Below are 17,932 nucleotides of genomic sequence, written 5' to 3' on the forward strand. Positions count from 1 at the left end.
CTCAGCGCGACGTGCTGGTGTAGATGCGGTTGCGCCCTTCCAGGCAGTACGTCTGCGCGTGAAAGATCGGCCGGTTCTGTGCGTAGTGCACCCGGTCGAGCAGCACGTAGAGCTGCGGCTGGCGGTTGCCGCGGTCCCAGCCGATGGCACTGGAGTGGACCGCGTGGTATTCCACCTCGGTGCGGTCCGTGCGCACGCCCAGGCGCGCGAAGATGTCCACGAACGACATCGAGAACAAGGTCTCGTCGAGCACCTCGGGGAACAGGCTGTCGACGTAGCGGTCGTAGCCATAGCTCAGCAGTTCGTCGTCGCTGTAGATCGCGCGCTCGGTGTAGAGCACGCGCGCGCCAGCGGGCAGCTCCAGCTTGTGGGTTTCCTCGGGCGTGCCGGCGCGGCGTTCCAGCCTGTGCAGCACGATGCGCGGCGTGCGGCCCTGGCCCCTGATCGACTCGGTGAGAGACTCGAAGTGGCCCATGCCCATGGACGCGGGCGGCGGCGGGGGTGGGCTCACGATGGTGCCCACGCCACGCTGGATGCGCAGCAGGCCCTCCGTCACCAGGCGGCTGATGGCCTCGCGGATGGTGTTTCTCGACACCGCATACGTGCCGGCCAGCGCGGTCTCGGCCGGGATGGCCTGGCCCGGCGACCATTCGCCGGCCGACAGGCGCCGGCGCAGGTCCTGCGCCAGTCGGTCGGGCAGGGTCAGGACGTCAGCTCGGCCCATGACTTGCGCTCGCCGGCGAAGTTCCTGTAGACCTGCTCGCCGGCCACGATGGGCTCGAAGCGCGGCACCTCGCCAGCCGGCGCGAAGTCGCGCGGGTCGATCACCTGGTGGTAGTTCGGGTGGATGAACAGCGGGATCGAATAGCGCTCGCGGCCCGAGCGGTTGATCACCCGGTGCAGCGCCGACTTCAACCGGCCGTTGCTCCAGCGCGTGAGCAGCTTGGCGACGTTGAGCACGATGGCCTCTTCGTCGGGCACCACGGGCAGCCAGTCCTTGTCCGGGCCGAGCACTTCGAGGCCTCCGTTCATGTCCTGGATCAGCAGCGTGATCAGGCCCTGGTCTTCGTGCGCGCGCACGCCTTCGTCGGCGATGTGCTGCACCACTTCCTGCGGCGGGTAGTGGACCACGCGCATGTTGGAGTAGGTGTTGCGCGACACGTTGGCGAAGAAGTCCGCCGGCGCACCCAGGTGCAGCGCAAACGCCTGCAGCACCGATTCGCCGACCCGGAACATGTCGTGGTAGCAGGTCTCGAGGCGCTCGCGGAAACCGGGCACGTCGGGCCAGGGCGTGGCCGCGTAGAACGGCAGCGGCAGCAGGGCCGGGTCGATCGGCGGGATCGGATGGCCCATGCTGAAGGCCTCCTGTCCGCTGGGCTTCTGGCCTGGCTTCGCGTTGTCGAACATCGGCTGGAAGCCGCGGTTGGTCTTGCGCTCCTGGTACGGCGCCTTGGCTTCCTCGCTTTGGCCGAAGAAGGCTTCGGCGGCCCGGAAGGTCTCGGCGATGACCGCGGGCGACACGCCGTGGCCCACCAGTTTCATGAAGCCATAGGTCTCGGCGGCGCGGCCCATGTCGTGGGCGATGGCCTGGCGCGCGGCCGGGTCGTCGCCGAAGAGCGGCGAGATGTCGATGGTCGGGATCGCGTGCGCGGCGGTGGTGGTGCTCATGGGTGCTCTCTCAATTGGCCTTGATGCCCGGGTTGAACGCGTTGGTCATCATCTCGGTGACGGGGGCCACCGACTTGATCTGGTCGTATTCCTTGTAGAAGGCCATGGTGTCCTCCCACACCTTGGGGTCCATCCACAGCAGGCCGCGCGCGCGCGTGTCGGCGCTCTGGTTCAGCGGGTTCTGCACCTTCATGCGCCAGGCGAGCTTGTCGGCGCGCTCGATCTGCTGCGGGTAGGCATCGACCAGCTTCACCGCCTCGGCCGGGTGGTCGATGGTGAACTTCAGGCCCCTGGCCACGGCGCGCACCACCTTGCGCACGGTTTCGGGCTTTTCCTTGATCATCCTGCCGCTCGTGAAGAGCGTGTCGCCGTAGGAGGCCACGCCGTGTTTCGAGAAGCGCAGCACTTTCCAGGTCTTGCCCTTCAGGTGCGCGGGCGCGTCGGCCTTGGCGGCTTCCAGTTCGACCTGGTAGGTCTGGTTGTGCAGATGGCCCGTGAAGTAATCGACCTTGCCGACCAGCAAGGGCTCGGCGTTGGCCAGCACGGTCTCGACCTTGACCTTCGACAGATCGAGGTTGTTGCGTTCTGCCAGGGCCTTCAGGAACATCTCACCATCGGCCTGGATGCCCACGCGCTTGCCTTCGAGGTCCTTCGGCGCGGGATCCGGTTCGCCGGGGTTGCCCAGGCCGATGTACACGTAGGGCAGCTCCTGGATCAGCGCGCCGATCGCCACCACATCCACCGGCGACGGCGCCAGGCGCGCCGACATGATGAACGAATGGGCCATGACCCCGAACTGGGCCTGGCCCACGCCCACCGTGGGGATGGGGTTCTTGCCCGGGCCGCCGTCGATGAAGCTGACCTTGATGCCTTCTTCCGCGAAGTAGCCCTTGGCGTCGGCCACCATGAGTGCCGCGTACTGTCCGTTGCGCAGCCACGAGAGCGCGATCCGGATATCTTCGGTCGGGGCCTGCGCGGCGGCGCCGCTCCAGGTGGTCAGACCCATGGCCAGGGCGGCGGCGAGGCGGATGAAGGGGGCGCGCATGGTGGGGCTCCTTGAAGATCGGACAAGACGGGCAGAAAAGAAATGGCCTGGGAGGGTGCGGATCACTTGCCGCCGGTGCGGCTGCGCTCGCTCCAGTTGATGCGCGCGCCGATCACCTGGACCAGCATGTAGATCGCGTAGGACAGCACGGCGGCCAGCAGCGCCACGGCATACACCTGGTCGCCGCGGTACTGGGCCATGGCGCGGTTGATCACGTAGCCCAGGCCTTCGGAGGAAATCATCCATTCGGCGGCCACCGCGACGATGATGCTGCCGCTGCCGGTGATCTCCTGTGCCGCGAGGATGTAGGGCACGGAGTACGGCAGCCGCACCTTGAGGAACACCTTCCACGGACTCACGTCGAGGATGCGCATGCGGTCCAGCACCACGGGGTCGACCGCCGCCAGGCCGCGCAGGGTGTTCACCAGCACGGGGAAGAAGCCGGCGATGGTGACGATCGCCACCTTGGTCCACAGGCCGTCGCCCACCGCGAGCACCAGCACCGAGGCCAGCGCCACATAGGGCACGTTGCGGATGGTGATGGCCGCTGGCATGAGCAGGCGGTTGAACATCGGCAGCGAGGTGAACAGCACCGCCAGGCCGATGCCGACCAGGTTGGCGAACAGGAAACCGATCGCCGCCGCGCGCAGCGTGACCATCAGGTGCTGCGTCACGAACGAGGTTTCCTGGGTCAGCACCGCGAGCACCTGCGTGGGGCGCGGGATCACGAACTCCGGCAGCCCCGAGAACGCGATGGCCAGGTACCACAGGCCGAGGATGGAGATCACGGGCAAGGCGATGCGCGAAGCGATCGTCAGCGCGCGCAGCGCCGCGGTGCGCGCGGCGGCGGCAGGCGGCACCGGCGTGACGGCGGCTGGGGTCACGGTGGTGGTGTTCATGCGGCGGCCCTCCATTGGCCGAACAGCAGGCCGCGGATGCGGTCGGTGAGGTCCACGAATTGCGGATCGGTGCGGAAGGCCGCCGTGCGCGGGCGCGGCGAGGGCACGCGGATGTCGGCCAGGATGCGGCCGGGCGCTGGCGAAAACACGATCACGCGATCGGCCAGCAGCACCGCTTCATCGACGTGGTGGGTGACGAACAGCACGGTCTTGGGGCGCGTGGCGAGCTCGGTGCCGAGCCACAGGCCCAACTCTTCGCGCTTCATTTCGTCCAGCGCGGAGAAGGGCTCGTCCATCAGCAGCACCTCGGGGTCGTGCGCGATGGCCGACGCGAAATTCACGCGCTGCAGCATGCCGCCCGAGAGGTGGTGCGGCATCTTCTCTTCGTGTCCCGCCAGGCCGAAGTCGCGCAGCAGGCCGCGCGCGGGCAGGCCGGCGCGACCGGTCACCTTCTGGGTGAACTCGACGTCCTCGATGGCGCGCTTCCACGGCAGCACCGCGGGCCGCTGCGACACCAGGCCCAGTTGGCGCTGGCGCCGCACGGTGGCGGGCGGCAGGCCGCCGATCCGCACCGAACCGCTGCTGGGCTGGTCCAGGTCCGCCACCAGGCGCAACAGCGTGGTCTTGCCACAGCCCGATGGCCCGACCAGGGCGATGAACTCGCCGGCCGCGATGTCGAGGTCGACCGATTCGAGCGCCACGGTGGGACCGAAGCGGCGTGAAACGTTTCTGAGTTGAATGTCTGCGGACATGATGTCTGGACGTCCCCAAAAGTGGGCGGGTTGTTGGACGTCCAATGTCCAAAGCGAGATCCATGCCATGGAAGCGGCCAGGAGCCGCAAGCCAGAACCTTGCTGGTCAGGCAGCAATCTGTCGGCAGGTGATACCCGGTCAGCGCATCTTCGGTGTGTGAAGCGCCACGTAGGCGGCCAAGCCGATCAGCAAGCCCCAGAAGGCACCACCAATGCCCAGCATCTGGACATTGGCGGCCGCGGCGAGAAACGTGATCAGCGAGGCTTCGCGTGTCTTCGCATCGGCCATCGCGGTGGCCAGGCTGCCGCCAATGGTGCCCAGCAACGCCAGGCCCGCCAGGGTGGCGATGAACGTGGCCGGCAAGGCCATGAAGACGGCCGCCAGCGTCACGCCGAAGACGCCGACCAGGATGTAGAGCACGCCCGCCGCCATGCCGGCGACCCAGCGCTTCGAAGGGTCTTCATGTGACGCCTTGCCCGTGCAGATGGCCGCCGTGATGGCCGCCACGTTGAAGGCATGCGAGCCGAAGGGCGCCATGAGCAGGGACCCCAGGCCGGTGACCGCCACGATGGGGTTGGCGCTCGTGCGGAAACCGTCGTTTCTCAGCACCAACATGCCGGGCATGTACTGCCCCGTGAGCGTGATGAGGAAGAGCGGCAGGGCCAGGCTCAACAGGGCGTGGACGCTGAAGACGGGCTGCGTGAACACGGGGCTCGCCACGCGGAGTTCGAGTCCGCCGAGGTCCACCCGCCCTTGCGCGAGCAGGTAGGCCAGGCCGAGCAGGAGGACGCCCACGATCGCGTAGCGCGCGCTCAGCCGTTTGAGCGTGAGGTACGTGCCGATGAGAAGGCCCGCGAGCCATGGGTCGAGGCTCATGCCTGCGAAGGCGCCGATGCCGAACTGCAGCAGGATGCCCGCCAGCAGGCCCGCGGCGATCCCTGGCGGGATCCACCGGATGAGCTTCTCGAAGCCACCGGTCAGGCCGAGCACCACGAAGGCCGCCGCCGACATCAGGTACGCACCGACCGCCTCCGCGTACGAGGTGGTCGGCGAATGCCGTGACCAGGAAGGCGGCCGCTGGCGTGGACCAGGCGGTGATGATGGGCTCGCGGCTGAACCAGCTCAGCAGAACGCCCGTGACGCCCACGCCAATGGAAACGGACCACACCCACGAGGCGGTCATCTCCGGACTCAGGCCGGCGACCTTGGCCGCCTGGAACACCAGGATGAACGTGCCGCCGTAGTTGACGATGACCGAGACGATCCCCGCGACCACGGGGTGGGTGAGATCACGGACGTGAAAGCGAGGGGCGGCGGTTGACATGGTCTGCGGGACATCCTGTGGGCGAAGGCGGGGACACGGTTGAAAGCCTGGTTTTTACGGGGAAATTGGTCGGTTGTGTCCAGCCATTTTTGACACATCTATCAGACCATTTGGGCGATGCCTGAATGGTAGGATCCGGTCGATTGAATCCAAAAACACCACCAGACCAATTGTTCAAGCATGCCCAGCTCGAATCCGTGAAGGCCTGGATCGGTGACCCCGCCCAGCGTGCCTTGCCGCTGCATGCGCGGATTCAGCGCGCCATCCGGCAGCTGATCCTCGATGGGGTCCTGGATGCCGGCAAGCCACTGCCTGCGTCCCGGATGCTGGCGATGTCCCTGGAGGTTTCGCGCGACACCGTGGAGGCCGCTTACGGCCAACTGCACGCCGAGGGCTTCATCGAGCGCCGGGTGGGCAGCGGCAGTTTTGTGTCGGGGCGCGCGCGGAGGTCGCCCAGCCGCCATGCCGCGCGGCGCCCGAGCACGCAGCGGGAAGCCGCGCGCCTGAGTGAACGTGGCGCCGCGATGTTCCGGCAAGGTGGCGTGCGGGAGTTCCTCGGTTCGCGCCCTTTTGCACCTGGCGTGCCGGAGACGCGGTCTTTCCCCATCCAGGTGTGGGAGCGCCTGCAGCGGCAGGTCTTGAAGGAGCACGGCAGCCAGGCCCTGGCCCATGGGCCCGCGCAGGGCGTGGAGTCCTTGAGGCGGGCCATTGCCGACCATGTCAACCTCGAGCGCGGGGCCCATGCGAGCCCTGAGCGTGTGCTGATCCTCACCAGTTCGCAGCAGGCGCTCACCCTGTGCGCGAACGTGCTGCTGGATGCCGGCGACAGGATCTTCGTCGAGGACCCCGTCTACCACGGGGCGCGCAAGGCGTTCGATGCGGCGGGTCTCGAATGCGTTCCCGTTCCCCTGGACGCCCAGGGCATGCGGACCGACCACCTGCAGGCGTCGGGCGTGCCCGGCAAGGCCGTCTTTCTGACGCCCTCTCATCAGTTCCCCACGGGCGCGACGCTGGCGCTGGACCGTCGCCTGGCGGCGATCGAGTGGGCTCGGCGAAACCAGGCGTGGATCCTGGAAGACGACTACGACAGCGAGTTCCACTACGCCGGCAAACCCACGGCCTGCGTCCAGGGGCTGGATGCCCATGAGCGGACCCTCTACATCGGCACCTTCACCAAGTCGCTGTTTCCGGGCCTGCGCATTGGCTACATGGTGCTGCCCGCGCCGCTCGTGGAGCCCATGACCGCCGCGCGCACGCTGTTGGACGGGCACAGCGCCCCGATTCCCCAGCTCACCCTGGCCCGGTTCATGGAAGGCGGGCACTTCGGGGCGCACGTGCGCAGCATGCGAGGGATCTATGCCGGGCGCCGCGACAGGCTGGCCGATCTGCTGGGCCGGCACCTGGCCGGATGGCTGGAGCCTCATGTACCGGCTGGCGGGCTGCAGATGCCTTGTCTGCTGAAAGGCGGGATGCCCGAGCGTGACGTCGTCGATGCGGCTGGCCGCGCGGGCCTGGACCTGCTGGGCCTGAGCGGGCTTTACGTGGGCCGCCAGCAGACCCCGGGTTTCGTGATGGGGTTTGCCGCGCACACCCCGGCGGAACTGGACGCCGCCGTGAAGAAGCTCAGGAAAGTCTTCGAAACATGGGGCCGCTAGCGCAAGGCCCCCGCCGAGGCGCGCGATCGCCATCGAAAAGGAACAGGCAATGAAACCATCGGCCAACGGCCTGCTGACGCAGGTGTCCATCGTCCACCTGATCAGCCACCTGCACATCATGGCGGTGCCCGCCATGCTGCCCTTGCTGCCCGCTGCCATGCAGGTGGGCTTCGTGGAGCTCGGTGTCGCGATTGGCGTGTTCAACGTCGTTTCGGCCGTGGTGCAGGCCCCCCTGGGCTTCCTCGTGGATCGTTGGGGTGCCCGACGGATGTTGATGGCCGCGCTCGTGCTGGGTGCCGCCGCGTTCGCGCTGGTGGCCGCCGTGCCCACCTACCCGGCGCTGCTCGTGGCAATCGCCATCGCGGGCCTGGCGAACGGTGTGTACCACCCCGCCGACTATTCGCTGCTCTCGCGGGGCATCGCGCACGAGCGCATGGGCCGGGCATTCTCGATTCACACCTTCGCCGGGTTCCTGGGGGGCGCGCTGGCGCCGCCCCTCATGGTCGGCGCGGCACTGGCCTGGTCGCCTCGCTGGTCGTTCGCCATCGCGGCCCTGGCCGGCGCCATCGGGTTCGCGGTCCTGCTTCTGGGCGGTCGCGAGCCGGTGGTCCAGGCCAGCGCATCGCCGCGCGCAGCCGAACGGCCGCGAACGGGTTCCGCGATGGCGCCGGTGCGCACCCTCGCGGTGCTCACGCTGCTGTTCACCATGCTCAGCCTGAGCACCGGTGCCATCGAGCGGTTCTCGGTGTCGGCTCTGGTGCAGGGGTTCGATGTCTCGCTCGGCGCGGCCAACCTCGCCTTGACGGTGTTTCTGTTCGCCAGCGCGATCGGGGTGCTCGCCGGTGGGGTGCTGGCCGACCGCACCGCCCGCCATGGCCACGTGGCGGCGGCCGCGTTCGCGATGGCCGCGATGCTGGTGGTGGGGGTCATCCAGGTCCCGCTCTCCGCGCCGGCGCTCGCCGTGGCCTATGGCGCCATCGGGTTCCTGAGCGGCATCGTCGCCCCCTCCCGGGACATGCTGGTTCGCGCGGCCTCACCGGCGGGCGCCGAAGGCAAGACCTTCGGCATCGTGTCCACCGGTTTCAATGTGGGGGGTGTCATCGGCCCGGTTCTGTTTGGCTACCTGCTCGACAAAGGCCTGGCCAGTGGCGTCCTGTGGGCCTCGGTGTGTTTCATGGCGATCACGACGGCCATGGTCCTGTTCCAGGAGCGGAAGGAACCCATCCGTCCCGCGCTGGTCCGGCGCTGACGCCGGTTGCCGCGCGCTGGCGAAAGGTATCAAGCGCACACAAAGATTGAATTGGACGGCCAGGGGGGCCGTTTCTAGACTGCGTGCAGTTTGGAAACGGAACAACCCCTATGCAAATGAATGGCATCGTTGGCTACCTGCTCACCCCTTGCGATGCAAGCGGCCAGGTGGACCACGCTCTCCTGGCTCGACATGTCGAGCGTCTCGTGAACCTGGGGGTGCACGGCCTCGCACCGCTGGGCAGCGTGGGCTGTCTGCCCTACCTGGGTGACGGCGAGCGCGACGCCGTCATCCGCACGACCGTGGCGGCCGCGGCCGGCCGCGTTCCGGTGCTCGCGGGGGTGTCCAGCCTGGGCACCGCCCAGACGATTCGCCATGCCCGGTTCGCGCAGGAGGCCGGGGCCAGCGCCATCCAGGTGCTGCCCAGCACGTACTGGACGCTGACGGAGGCGGAGATCTTCGAGTACTACCGGCAGGTCGCGGAAGCGGTCTCCATCCCGGTGATGGTCTACAACAACCCGTTCACCACCGGCCTGGACCTGCCGGTCGATTTTCTGCGCCGGCTCACGGCCTTGCCGAACGTCTCGCTCATCAAGGAAGCCAGTCCCGACGGGACCAAGATCGCACGCCTGCGGGAGGCCTGTCCCGATCACGTCGGCATCTTCGTCGGCCTGAACCGCATGGCACAGCGGGGATTCCAGGACGGCGCGGCGGGCTGGTGCACGGCCGCGCCCAACGTCTGCGCGTCCTTCATTCTCAACTTCCATCGCTGCATGGCCGCTGGCGATGTCGCCGGCGCCCAGCGCTGGTTCGCCCGCCAGTCCGAGCTGCTGAATTTCCTGATGGACCACGGGCTGCCGCGCACCGTCACGGCCGGGCTCGAGCTCTGCGGTGTGCCGGCGGGGCGGCTGCGTGCGCCCTTGTCCCCTTTGACGCCAGCGCTCCACACGGCGATGAAAGACATTCTTGAAACCATGGAGATCATCTGATGACCCGCATCCTTCGCCGCCTGGCGGCATCTTGCCTGGCCGCTGCCGCGGTCGTGACCACCGCGCACGCGCAGAACTACCCCACTCAGCCGGTTCGCCTGGTGGTGCCTTTCGGTGCGGGCGGTGTCACCGACATCACCGCGCGCGTGTTCGCCGAGGGGCTGTCCCGTGAACTCGGTCAACCGGTCGTGGTGGAGAACCGCGCTGGCGCGGGGGGCGGCATTGCGGCCGGTGTCGTCGCCAAGTCCCGGCCCGATGGGCACACGCTGCTGGTCATCACCAATGGCATGTTCGCGGTCAATCCCCTGATCTATCCCAGCCTGGCCTACGACCCCCGGAAGGACTTCACGTACGTGGCGATGCTGGCGAACACGCCCACCATCCTCGCGGTCCATCCGAACAGTCCGTACGCTTCGCTGCCCGAACTGATGAAAGCCGCGGCGGCCGAGAAGGACAGGCTCAGTTTCTCGACGGCGGGCGAGGGCTCGGACAACTACCAGGTCCTCCAGTTGCTTCAGCAGGCGACGGGCACCCAGCTGCTGCCGGTGCCCTACAAGAGCGGCAGCGAGTCCTTGACGGCGGTGATCACCCGCACGGTGGATGTCACGGCGATTTCGGCGGTGACGGCGGTCAGCTTTGTCGAGTCCAAGCAGATCCGCCCGTTCGCGGTCACCTCCTCCAGGCGCCTGGCCCATCTGCCGGACATCCCGACGGTCAAGGAGGCGCTGGGCAAGAGCGTGGAAGGCGGCTCGCTCTCGGGCGTCGCGGCACCCGCTGGAACCCCCGCGGAGGTGGTGAAGCGGCTCAATGCCGCGATCGCCAAGGTCGCCGCCAGCCCCCTGGTGCAGGAGAAGATCTACTCGAAGGGCAGCGAAGCGGTCGACCCCACGCAGGCCGCTTTCGAAAAACGGGTTCGCGATGAACAGGCGAAGTGGGCCGCGCTGCTGAAGCCGGCGGCCAGGTAGGCGCGAGAGCGCCGCGCGGCTTCAGAAACCGGGTGGCGCTGCCAGCACGTCGCGGGCCGTGTCCACGAACCAGGGCACGGCCGGGTTGATCGATCTGGAGGGCGTCGCCAGGGCCAGGGGGTAGGTCAAGGCCTGGTCTTCAGAGTCGGTCAGCGGCACGAAGCGCACGTGGTCGATGGCGATGCGGCGCGAGGCCTGGGGCACGATGGCAATGCCCAGGCCCGCCGCGATGAGGGGCAGGGTGATCAAGGCATGCGAAGACTCCTGGAGCGCCTTGGGGTGGAAGCCGTCGCGCCGGCACAGGGCCATGACCTCGCCCGCGAAACCCGGGCTGTCGGAATGGGCCAGGGTCACCAGCGTCTCTTCGCCCAATTCGGAGAGCCTGACGGTTTTCCGGTTCGCGACAGGGTGGTGGGACGGGACCGCCAGGACCAGGTGCTGCCGGGGCAGCGCCATCCACTCGATGCCGGGGACACCGGAAGAGGGCGGCACCAGAAAAGCGGCATCGAGTTCGCCCCGTTGCAGCTCACCCAGGATCCCCACGGTGCTGCCACTGCTCAGGTGCAGGCGAACCGAAGGAAAGCTGGCCGCGAAACGGTGCAGCAGGACGGGCAGCAGTTCCAGCGATGCACTGGGGACGGAACACACCCGCAAGCTGCCGATGCGGCCCTGGTCGGCATCGCGCGTGGCCTTGATCGCGGCCTCGGCGCCATCGAGGAGGCGTTGGGCTTCGCCGAGAAAGACGCCACCCGCCATGGTCAGGCGAACGCCCAGGCGATCGCGCTCGAAGAGCTGCACGCCCAGATCGGACTCCAGCCGCTTGATGGCAATGCTCAGAGGGGGCTGCGTCATGTTCAGGCGTTCGGCGGCCTTTCGGTAGTTGAGTTCGGTCGCCAGCACGACGAATTGGCGCAGTTGTCTGAGGTCCATGGGGTGTCTCCACAGTGGATTTTTGTATCCAGTAATTTTTCGCGAGCGTTCCTAGAATGCCGCTTCTTTTTAACAGGAGTCCCTTCATGAGCATTGTTGATTCGACCGTCGTCCCGCTGGTCCACCAGATGCCCCAGTACCGCCGCCCGGAAGACATGGGGTGGGAGATGGGGCGTTTCAAGAACAAGACCAAGTTCCTGTTCCACACGCGGCCCGAGTGCCCGACAGAACCCAATGCCGGCTTCCTGCGCTACGAGCCTGGCGCGGGATTCAAGCTGCACAAACACGATTTCGCGCAGGTCTGGTATGTGATCGAGGGCGAGTTCGACATGGGTGGCAAGTTGTTCGGCCCGGGCACGGTGGTCTTCCACCCGGACCCCCACATCGAAGAGGCGCTCACCACCGAGACCGGCGGCACGATTTTCTTCGTCCAGTACCAGGGGCCCACCAGCGGGGCGCGCCCCGTCTACGAGGGGCGCATGAACATCCAGGGTGATGTCCCGGAACTGACCGCGTCGGATCTCGAGCGCTGAGCACCACAGCAGCGGTCCATTTTCAGAACTCCAAAGAGGCAAAACCGTGTTCATGTCCTTCTTCCAAAAGGTGCTGGTCGGCACCATGCTCGCGATCCACCTGATGGGTCCCACCCACGCTGCCGAGCACTGGCCGACCCGGCCCATCACGCTCGTGGTGCCGTTTGGTGCGGGTGGCATCACCGATGTCACGGCCCGCACGGTCGCGAAGCTGCTTCAGGAAGAGCTCGGGCAGCCCGTCGTGGTGGACAACAAGCCTGGCGCGGGCGGCAACATCGCCGCCGGCAGCGTCGCGCGCGCCAAGGCCGATGGCCAGCACGCTGATGGTGATGACCAATGGCATGGTGGCGGTCAATCCGCTGATCAACAAGGCGCTCAATCACGACGCCATCAAGGACTTCACCTACATCTCGATGATCGCCAACACGCCCCTGGTGCTGGTGGTGTCCGAGAAGTCGCCCATCCGCGATCTGCGCTCTTTGGTCGCGCTGGCCAGGCAGCAGCGCGAAGGTGTCGCGTTCGCGAGTTCAGGACTGGGGACGTCGATCCACCAGGTGCTCGCGTCGCTGCAGCAAGCCACCGACACCACCTTCCTGCACGTGCCCTACAAGAGTGGGGCGGAGGCCGCCAATGCCTTGCTGTCGGAGGCGGTGCAGGTCACGGCGGTCGAGACGGTGGTGGTGGGGCCCTTTGTCGAGTCGGGCAGGATGCGCCCGCTGGGCGTCACCTCGAGCCAGCGCGTGCCGAGACTGCCGAACATCCCGACCGTCGCCGAGCAGCTCGGCGCGGAGTTTGACGTGGGGTCCATTTCCGGCGTGGTCGCACCCGTTGGCACCCCCCCGGCGATCGTCAAGAGGCTGGAGGAGGCCATGGCCAAGGTGCTCAGGAGCGAAGGCATGCAGGTGCTGTTCATGCAGGGCGGCCAGCCCATGCCGGCGGGCGCCGAAGCCTTTCAGACACGCATGCGCAAGGAGGTCGCGAAATGGAAGGACGTTTTCGGCGTTCGCTAACGAGGCGGGAGCGTGCGGATGGATAAGCGAGAGCCTGGCGAGACGGACCGGTTGCAGCAGCTGGTCGAGTCGATCGCGGCGAAGATCTTCAACGGCACCTATGCGCCAGGACAGAAGCTCCGGCAGGAGACCCTGGCGGAGGAGTACGACGTCAGCCGCACGCCGGTGAGAGAGGCGCTTCGGCAGCTCGAGATCAAGGGGCTGGTCGTCCAGCAAAGGCGCTATGGCGCCACGGTGCTTGCCCCCACCACCAAGGACATCGGCGCCAACTACTGGTTGCGCGGGGAGCTCGAGGGGATGGCGACGGAGCTGGCGGCCCGATGGATATCGGACGCCGACCTGCATCGGTTGCAGATCGTCCATGCCGAATGCGTGGCGTCGGTTCGAGCCCTCCATGAGACGGTCAACGCCGCGGGCGGTGCGCCCTGTCCGACGGCGGCCGAGCCCATGCGCCACTGGGTGGTCAAGAACCAGGCGTTTCATGCGCTGATCTACAGCGCCTGCGGCAATGCCTCGCTGGAACGCAGCATCCGCGATCTGCATCTGGACTACACCCGGAACATCCTCAACATGACCGTGTTGGGCATGCACGAGTCCCGGATGCGAAAGAACATCGAGCACCACGCCGCCATCGTCGAGGCCTTGGTGGCGAGAGACGCACTGGCTTCCAGAGACGCGATGCGGACCCACATCCAGGCGTCCGGGGCGTTCGTCGTGGACTGGCTGGAGAAGCGGCCCGCCCCCCGGCGATCGCGCACAGGCCGGCGCTTCTGAGGCGCCGACGATCACCGGTGCCTCAGGGCTCGCGCGGGCAACCGCTGCCGGGCCTGCCGTCCAGGTGGGGCATCAGCACCGGCGCCATGGAGCGCAGGATCTGCACCGGCAGGCCGGAGGTGAAGCGGTAGCCGGCCGCGTCCGGTCCGATCACATAGGCGGTCACGCTGCCGAAGTGCCGTGGTCCCAGGTAGAACACGAAGGTGGCCGTGCGGTTCAGGGCCACGCCACCGCGCCGGTTCACCACCACGCGGTTGTCGCCGGTGCCGGTCTTGCCTCCGGGCGACAGGTCTTCTCCCGAAGCCGACTGAAAACTGCCCGAGAGCCGGCGGGCGGTGCCGGCTTCCACCACTTCCGACAAGGCTTTCTTCAAGGCCTGGGCCACCTCGGGCGCCATGACGCGCTCACCTTCCGTCGGCGTGGGCCGCAGCGCGGTTTCCCACGGCGTGCCCTGCGCGAAACGCAGGTCGGCGATGCGCAGCGTGGGCCGGCGCACCCCGCCGTTGACGATGATGCCCATCAGCTCGGCCAGGGCGGCGGGCCGGTCCCCGGAGCTGCCCAGGGCCGTGGCCAGCGACGGCACCAGATGGCCGAAGGGGTAACCCAGCCGGGTCCAGCGGCGGTGGATTTCCAGGAAGGCTTCCACCTCCAGCATGGTGTGGATGCGGGCATCCTGCGCGTCCTTCGCGCGCGTGCGGAACAGCCAGCGGTAGACCGCCTGGCGCTCGGCGGCGCTGGCGGCGACCGCCTCGTCCAGCGTGGCCCGAGGGTGTTGCCGGCGGTAGGCCACCAGCCAGAGTTCCAGCGGGTGCACGCGGGCCACGTAGCCCCGGTCCGGCAGGTCGAGGGCGTCGAGCGCGAAGCGCTCGTACAGCTGCGCCACGCGCGGCGCCTCGGGCGCCTTGTCGCCCAGGCGGGCCGAGAGGAAGGCGCCCAGGGCTTCGGGCGATGCCGTGGGCTCCAGGTAGCGGAACACCGCGGTCAGCCGGTCGGCGCCGGGGCGCAGGCCGTCGAGCAGCATGTCGCTCAGCTCGGTCGGGGTGCGGTTGTCGGTCTTGCGCCAGAAGCGGCGCAGGAAGGCCTGGCCTTCGCGGTCGGCGAACAGGGCCAGGTAGGTGTCGCGGCGCGGATCGAGGTGGTCCTCCAGCAGCCGCGCGGTGTCGCCGGGCCCCTGGTACATGGTGTGGCGCACGATCTCGCGCAGCAGGCGCACGAAGGGCAGGTTGATGGAGGCCTGCATGGCCTCGCGCAGGCTGGGTTGTCGCGCGTCGTCCTTCTTGTTGAAGTTGTTGAAGCTGTGCAGGCCGCCGCCGGTGAAGAACTGCTCGTGCGGGCTGGCGGAGAAGCGCCGGTCCATCGCCGCTTCCAGCATCGCGCTCAGGCCGTGGTCGTTCGGGCCCGACAGGTAGTCCACGGCCCAGCGGCTCAGGCTGTCCTGCGGGCTGACCTCGGTGGCTTTCAGCGCGGCGGGTTCCAGCGGCGCGAGCCGGGCGTGCAGCTCGGCGACCAGCTCCAGGTAGGTCGCCAGCACCCGCAGCTTGGCGGTGGAGCCCAGCTCCAGCTTGCTGCCTTCGTTGATGTCCAGCGGCTGCTGCGTCGTGTCGGTCTGCACCCGCACCAGGTTGCCTTGCGGCGTGCTTTCCAGCAGGGTGAAGCTGTAACGCACCTCGCCCAGGGTGTCGGGCTGCAGCAGGCGCTCGCCCATCAGCTCCTGCGAGCGGGCGAAGGCCGGCTCGGTCAGGCGCCCGAGGTAGGTGCTGACCGCGTCCTGCAGCTGGCCGTTCAGCGTGGTGCTGGCCTGGGCGTCGAGCCGGTCCAGGCTGTAGAGCGAGGTGCCGAGCAGGCCGGCCAGCCGGGTGCGCACGGCGGTCGTGCCCTTGCTCGCCGCGGCCGGCAGCAGCGGCGGGTTCTTGGCGATGTCGCGGAACACCAGCTTCTGCCGCAGGGCGGCGTCGCGCCAGGCGGCGTCGATGATGCCGGCCTCGGTCAGCAGGCGCAGGTGGGCGTCGGTGGCGCGGTCGAGTTCCTGGCGGCCCTGCGCGAGGTACCACGAGGGCCGGCGGTGGGCGATCATCAGCGCCACCGCCTGGCGCAGGACGCGGCCACGGGCCGCGCCGTCGCCAGGGGCCGAGAGCGCGGCCATGGCGCGATCGAAGTCGGTGCCGAACCACACCCACAGGCCGTCGCCCAGGCCATGCACCTCGCCATGGCGGGGCGCCGCCGACAGCGGCACCGTGTTGAGGTAGTCCAGCACGAGCTGGCGGCGCACCGGCAGCGTGTCGGTGCCTTGCTGGTAGGCCCGCACCGAGGCCGAGGCCATCTGCCGCAGTTTCTCGCGCGCGTCGTGCGTGATGCCGCCGGGCGAATGGCGGTACTTCTCGATCTGCGTGGCCAGCGTGCTGCCACCGTGGGCGTCGATGTCGGGATCGATGTGGCTGCCCAGTTGCGCGAGCACCGCGCGCGTGAATCGCAGCCAGTCCACCGCCGGGTTCATCTGCGGGCGCTCGGGGTCGAGCAGGTCGCGGTTCTCGATGAAGAGCAGGGCCTGCACCACCACCGCGGGCACGCTCTCGAAGCTCTCGAAGCGCCGGTAGGGGTAACGGAAGGCGTGCAGCGATTCCCGGCTGCAGTCGAACACGGTCAGGCCGGTGTGGGTCTTCTCCGCGTAGGGGGCGAACCAGCCGCGCTCCAGGTGGGTTCGCAGGGCATCGTCCTGGCGCGACTGCTCCGCGATCTCGAAGCCGCGCTCCTGCAGGCGGGTGGTGAAGGCCGGAAGGCTGGTGTAACCCATGCGTTCGTCGAACGGGCCGTGCGTGGGGAACCGGATGGGGTCGGCCGGACCGGGGGCGACGTGGGAATTCAGGGTGGCCGCATAGCCGTGCAGTTCCCGCGCCTGCCAGTGCGAGGTCTGCATCTCCCGGCGCAGCAGCAGCGCGGCCACCGCGCCCAGGATCAGGAGGACCAGCAGGAGCACCCGCCACCGCAGGCGAAAGCCGGGTGGGCGCTGGTACCCGGGTGGGTCACCGGCGTGGCCCTTGTTGGGCGCTGCCTCCATCTGTGGTTCGACCATGCTGTGTTCCATTGGCTTCAAAGCCCCTGTGCGGATCCTGTGCGTGTGTGGACCGTGCCCAGGGTCATCTTGCACCTGCGCGGGTGCGCTGTCGGGCAGACCGGACCGGCGGCGACGCCACCGCGACGGGGACGGGTGCGGTGTGATGGCTGTCACGCCTGCGGGGTGCGGTGCGCTCGGCGGCGACCTGGCGAACCAGTCGCCAGGCCAGCTCCGCCGGGGGGGTCAAGGTCCGGTGGGCGCGGCGCACCAGCGCGATGTGCCGGTCGATGCGGGGCAGCAGCGGGCGCATCACCAGGCCCTGCAGCCCCGCGGGCGGCAAGGCCAGCATGGGCACGACCGAGATGCCCAGGCCGGCGTCCAGCATGCGGAAGATGGTGGTGACGTGGCCCACTTCCTGCGCCACGGAGGCCTCCACGCCGTGCAGGCGCAAGGCCTCGTCGATCAGGCCCCGGCTGCCGGAGGCGTGGTCCAGCAGCACCAGCGATTCGCCGGCCAGATCCGCCCATTTCGCGCCTCGGCGCCGGGCCAGGCGGTGTGAAGGCGGGCAGACGAGGCAGAAGGGCTCGGACAGGATGGTCTCGGCCTGCAGGTCGTCGCGCGCGCCTGTGTCGATCACCACACCGAAGTCCACCTCACCCGCGAGCACGCTGGCCAGGGCATCGTGCTGGATGCGATCCAGCAGCAGCAGGTCCAGCCCCGGGTGTTCGCTGCGGCAGCGCGCGATGCATTCGGGCAGCAGGTTGGCCGACAAGGTCGGGCTGCTGGCCACGCGAACCCGGCCATGGCGCTGCGTGGCCTGGCCTCGCGACTCCTGCAGCACGGCATCCAGGTCTTCCAGCACGCGTTCGAGTTGCACGGCCAGGCTGCGGCCGGCATCGGTCAGCACCACCTCGCGCGTGGTGCGGTCGAGCAGCTTGAGCCCGAGGTGCTGTTCCAGTTCGGTCACGCAGCGGCTGACCGCGGGTTGGGACAGGCCGATGTGGGTGCCCGCCCGCGTGAAGCTGCCCTGCGAGGCGACGGCCTTGAAGACCCGCAACTGCCGCAAGCTGACATTCATTTGATATT

15 protein-coding genes and 2 pseudogenes are annotated in these 17,932 nt (G+C 68.3%); 8 read left to right on the plus strand and 9 right to left on the minus strand.

Going from position 1 to position 17,932, the window contains the following annotated elements; all coding sequences use genetic code 11:
• Position 1 precedes the first annotated feature (1 nt).
• From ACFJI0_RS03595 to ACFJI0_RS03620, 6 genes and pseudogenes are all read right to left on the minus strand, one after another.
• Positions 2–724, minus strand: a complete 723-nt coding sequence (locus ACFJI0_RS03595) for a GntR family transcriptional regulator (RefSeq protein WP_382160988.1) — start codon at positions 722–724, stop codon at positions 2–4.
• Positions 703–1,668 (minus strand): isopenicillin N synthase family dioxygenase, encoded by a 966-nt coding sequence (locus ACFJI0_RS03600; protein WP_382323459.1) that lies wholly within the window; start codon positions 1,666–1,668, stop codon positions 703–705. The genes ACFJI0_RS03595 and ACFJI0_RS03600 overlap by 22 nt, the downstream gene beginning before the upstream one ends.
• Positions 1,669–1,678: 10 nt before the next feature.
• Positions 1,679–2,713, minus strand: a complete 1,035-nt coding sequence (locus ACFJI0_RS03605; RefSeq protein ID WP_382323460.1) for an ABC transporter substrate-binding protein — start codon at positions 2,711–2,713, stop codon at positions 1,679–1,681.
• Positions 2,714–2,775: 62 nt separating this feature from the next.
• Positions 2,776–3,612, minus strand: coding sequence for an ABC transporter permease (locus tag ACFJI0_RS03610; RefSeq protein WP_382323461.1), 837 nt, complete (start codon positions 3,610–3,612; stop codon positions 2,776–2,778).
• Positions 3,609–4,364 carry an ABC transporter ATP-binding protein gene (locus ACFJI0_RS03615; RefSeq protein ID WP_382160977.1) on the minus strand — a complete coding sequence of 252 codons (756 nt, stop codon included), beginning with the start codon at positions 4,362–4,364 and terminating at the stop codon, positions 3,609–3,611. The genes ACFJI0_RS03610 and ACFJI0_RS03615 overlap by 4 nt, the downstream gene beginning before the upstream one ends.
• Positions 4,365–4,503: 139 nt before the next feature.
• Positions 4,504–5,689 (minus strand): annotated as a pseudogene (locus ACFJI0_RS03620) (benzoate/H(+) symporter BenE family transporter).
• A 170-nt stretch (positions 5,690–5,859) separates the two neighbouring features.
• On the opposite strand from ACFJI0_RS03620, the gene ACFJI0_RS03625 reads away from it, so the two are divergent.
• From ACFJI0_RS03625 to ACFJI0_RS03640, 4 genes are all read left to right on the plus strand, one after another.
• A complete protein-coding gene (locus tag ACFJI0_RS03625) occupies positions 5,860–7,344 on the plus strand; it encodes a PLP-dependent aminotransferase family protein (RefSeq protein ID WP_382323462.1) in 1,485 nt (494 codons plus the stop codon).
• 118 nt (positions 7,345–7,462) lie between these two features.
• Positions 7,463–8,593, plus strand: a complete 1,131-nt coding sequence (locus ACFJI0_RS03630) for an MFS transporter (RefSeq protein WP_382323463.1) — start codon at positions 7,463–7,465, stop codon at positions 8,591–8,593.
• Between the two features lie 116 nt (positions 8,594–8,709).
• The gene (locus tag ACFJI0_RS03635) at positions 8,710–9,582 is read left to right on the plus strand and encodes a dihydrodipicolinate synthase family protein (protein ID WP_382323464.1); all 873 of its coding nucleotides are present in this window, start codon (positions 8,710–8,712) and stop codon (positions 9,580–9,582) included.
• 53 nt (positions 9,583–9,635) lie between these two features.
• A complete protein-coding gene (locus ACFJI0_RS03640) occupies positions 9,636–10,547 on the plus strand; it encodes a Bug family tripartite tricarboxylate transporter substrate binding protein (RefSeq protein WP_382323465.1) in 912 nt (303 codons plus the stop codon).
• Between the two features lie 21 nt (positions 10,548–10,568).
• Here the strand turns inward: ACFJI0_RS03640 and ACFJI0_RS03645 are convergent, their stop codons facing one another.
• Positions 10,569–11,477, minus strand: a complete 909-nt coding sequence (locus tag ACFJI0_RS03645) for a LysR family transcriptional regulator (RefSeq protein ID WP_382323466.1) — start codon at positions 11,475–11,477, stop codon at positions 10,569–10,571.
• A gap of 86 nt (positions 11,478–11,563) precedes the next feature.
• Between ACFJI0_RS03645 and ACFJI0_RS03650 the strand changes: the two genes are divergently transcribed.
• The 4 genes and pseudogenes from ACFJI0_RS03650 to ACFJI0_RS03665 all read left to right on the plus strand — a co-directional run bounded on the left by ACFJI0_RS03650 (position 11,564) and on the right by ACFJI0_RS03665 (position 13,794).
• Entirely contained in the window at positions 11,564–12,010 is a 447-nt protein-coding gene (locus tag ACFJI0_RS03650) for a cupin domain-containing protein (protein WP_382323467.1), read from the plus strand.
• A 103-nt stretch (positions 12,011–12,113) separates the two neighbouring features.
• Positions 12,114–12,266 (plus strand): annotated as a pseudogene (locus tag ACFJI0_RS03655) (tripartite tricarboxylate transporter substrate binding protein); the annotation flags it as partial.
• A 52-nt stretch (positions 12,267–12,318) separates the two neighbouring features.
• Positions 12,319–13,020: a tripartite tricarboxylate transporter substrate binding protein gene (locus ACFJI0_RS03660; RefSeq protein ID WP_382323468.1), complete on the plus strand. Its 702-nt coding sequence runs from the start codon at positions 12,319–12,321 to the stop codon at positions 13,018–13,020.
• Positions 13,021–13,071: 51 nt separating this feature from the next.
• On the plus strand, positions 13,072–13,794 hold the full coding sequence (locus tag ACFJI0_RS03665; RefSeq protein WP_382323469.1) for a GntR family transcriptional regulator: 723 nt from the start codon (positions 13,072–13,074) through the stop codon (positions 13,792–13,794).
• Positions 13,795–13,816: 22 nt separating this feature from the next.
• Here the strand turns inward: ACFJI0_RS03665 and ACFJI0_RS03670 are convergent, their stop codons facing one another.
• Positions 13,817–16,864, minus strand: coding sequence for a transglycosylase domain-containing protein (locus ACFJI0_RS03670; protein WP_382323470.1), 3,048 nt, complete (start codon positions 16,862–16,864; stop codon positions 13,817–13,819).
• 64 nt (positions 16,865–16,928) lie between these two features.
• On the minus strand, positions 16,929–17,924 hold the full coding sequence (locus ACFJI0_RS03675; RefSeq protein ID WP_382323471.1) for a LysR substrate-binding domain-containing protein: 996 nt from the start codon (positions 17,922–17,924) through the stop codon (positions 16,929–16,931).
• Positions 17,925–17,932 lie beyond the last annotated feature (8 nt).

The organism is Hydrogenophaga sp. UC242_53 (genome assembly GCF_042696965.1).
GTDB lineage: Bacteria > Pseudomonadota > Gammaproteobacteria > Burkholderiales > Burkholderiaceae_C > Hydrogenophaga.

What these genes read in the sequence shown, in the direction of transcription:
- ACFJI0_RS03595 (WP_382160988.1), bottom strand. Translation starts at nt 724, where the DNA reads ATGGGCCGAGCTGACGTCCTGACCCTGCCCGACCGACTGGCGCAGGAC.
- ACFJI0_RS03600 (WP_382323459.1), bottom strand. Translation starts at nt 1,668, where the DNA reads ATGAGCACCACCACCGCCGCGCACGCGATCCCGACCATCGACATCTCG.
- ACFJI0_RS03605 (WP_382323460.1), bottom strand. Translation starts at nt 2,713, where the DNA reads ATGCGCGCCCCCTTCATCCGCCTCGCCGCCGCCCTGGCCATGGGTCTG.
- ACFJI0_RS03610 (WP_382323461.1), bottom strand. Translation starts at nt 3,612, where the DNA reads ATGAACACCACCACCGTGACCCCAGCCGCCGTCACGCCGGTGCCGCCT.
- ACFJI0_RS03615 (WP_382160977.1), bottom strand. Translation starts at nt 4,364, where the DNA reads ATGTCCGCAGACATTCAACTCAGAAACGTTTCACGCCGCTTCGGTCCC.
- ACFJI0_RS03630 (WP_382323463.1), top strand. Translation starts at nt 7,463, where the DNA reads ATGGCGGTGCCCGCCATGCTGCCCTTGCTGCCCGCTGCCATGCAGGTG.
- ACFJI0_RS03635 (WP_382323464.1), top strand. Translation starts at nt 8,710, where the DNA reads ATGAATGGCATCGTTGGCTACCTGCTCACCCCTTGCGATGCAAGCGGC.
- ACFJI0_RS03645 (WP_382323466.1), bottom strand. Translation starts at nt 11,477, where the DNA reads ATGGACCTCAGACAACTGCGCCAATTCGTCGTGCTGGCGACCGAACTC.
- ACFJI0_RS03650 (WP_382323467.1), top strand. Translation starts at nt 11,564, where the DNA reads ATGAGCATTGTTGATTCGACCGTCGTCCCGCTGGTCCACCAGATGCCC.
- ACFJI0_RS03660 (WP_382323468.1), top strand. Translation starts at nt 12,319, where the DNA reads ATGGCCAGCACGCTGATGGTGATGACCAATGGCATGGTGGCGGTCAAT.
- ACFJI0_RS03670 (WP_382323470.1), bottom strand. Translation starts at nt 16,864, where the DNA reads ATGGTCGAACCACAGATGGAGGCAGCGCCCAACAAGGGCCACGCCGGT.
- ACFJI0_RS03675 (WP_382323471.1), bottom strand. Translation starts at nt 17,924, where the DNA reads ATGAATGTCAGCTTGCGGCAGTTGCGGGTCTTCAAGGCCGTCGCCTCG.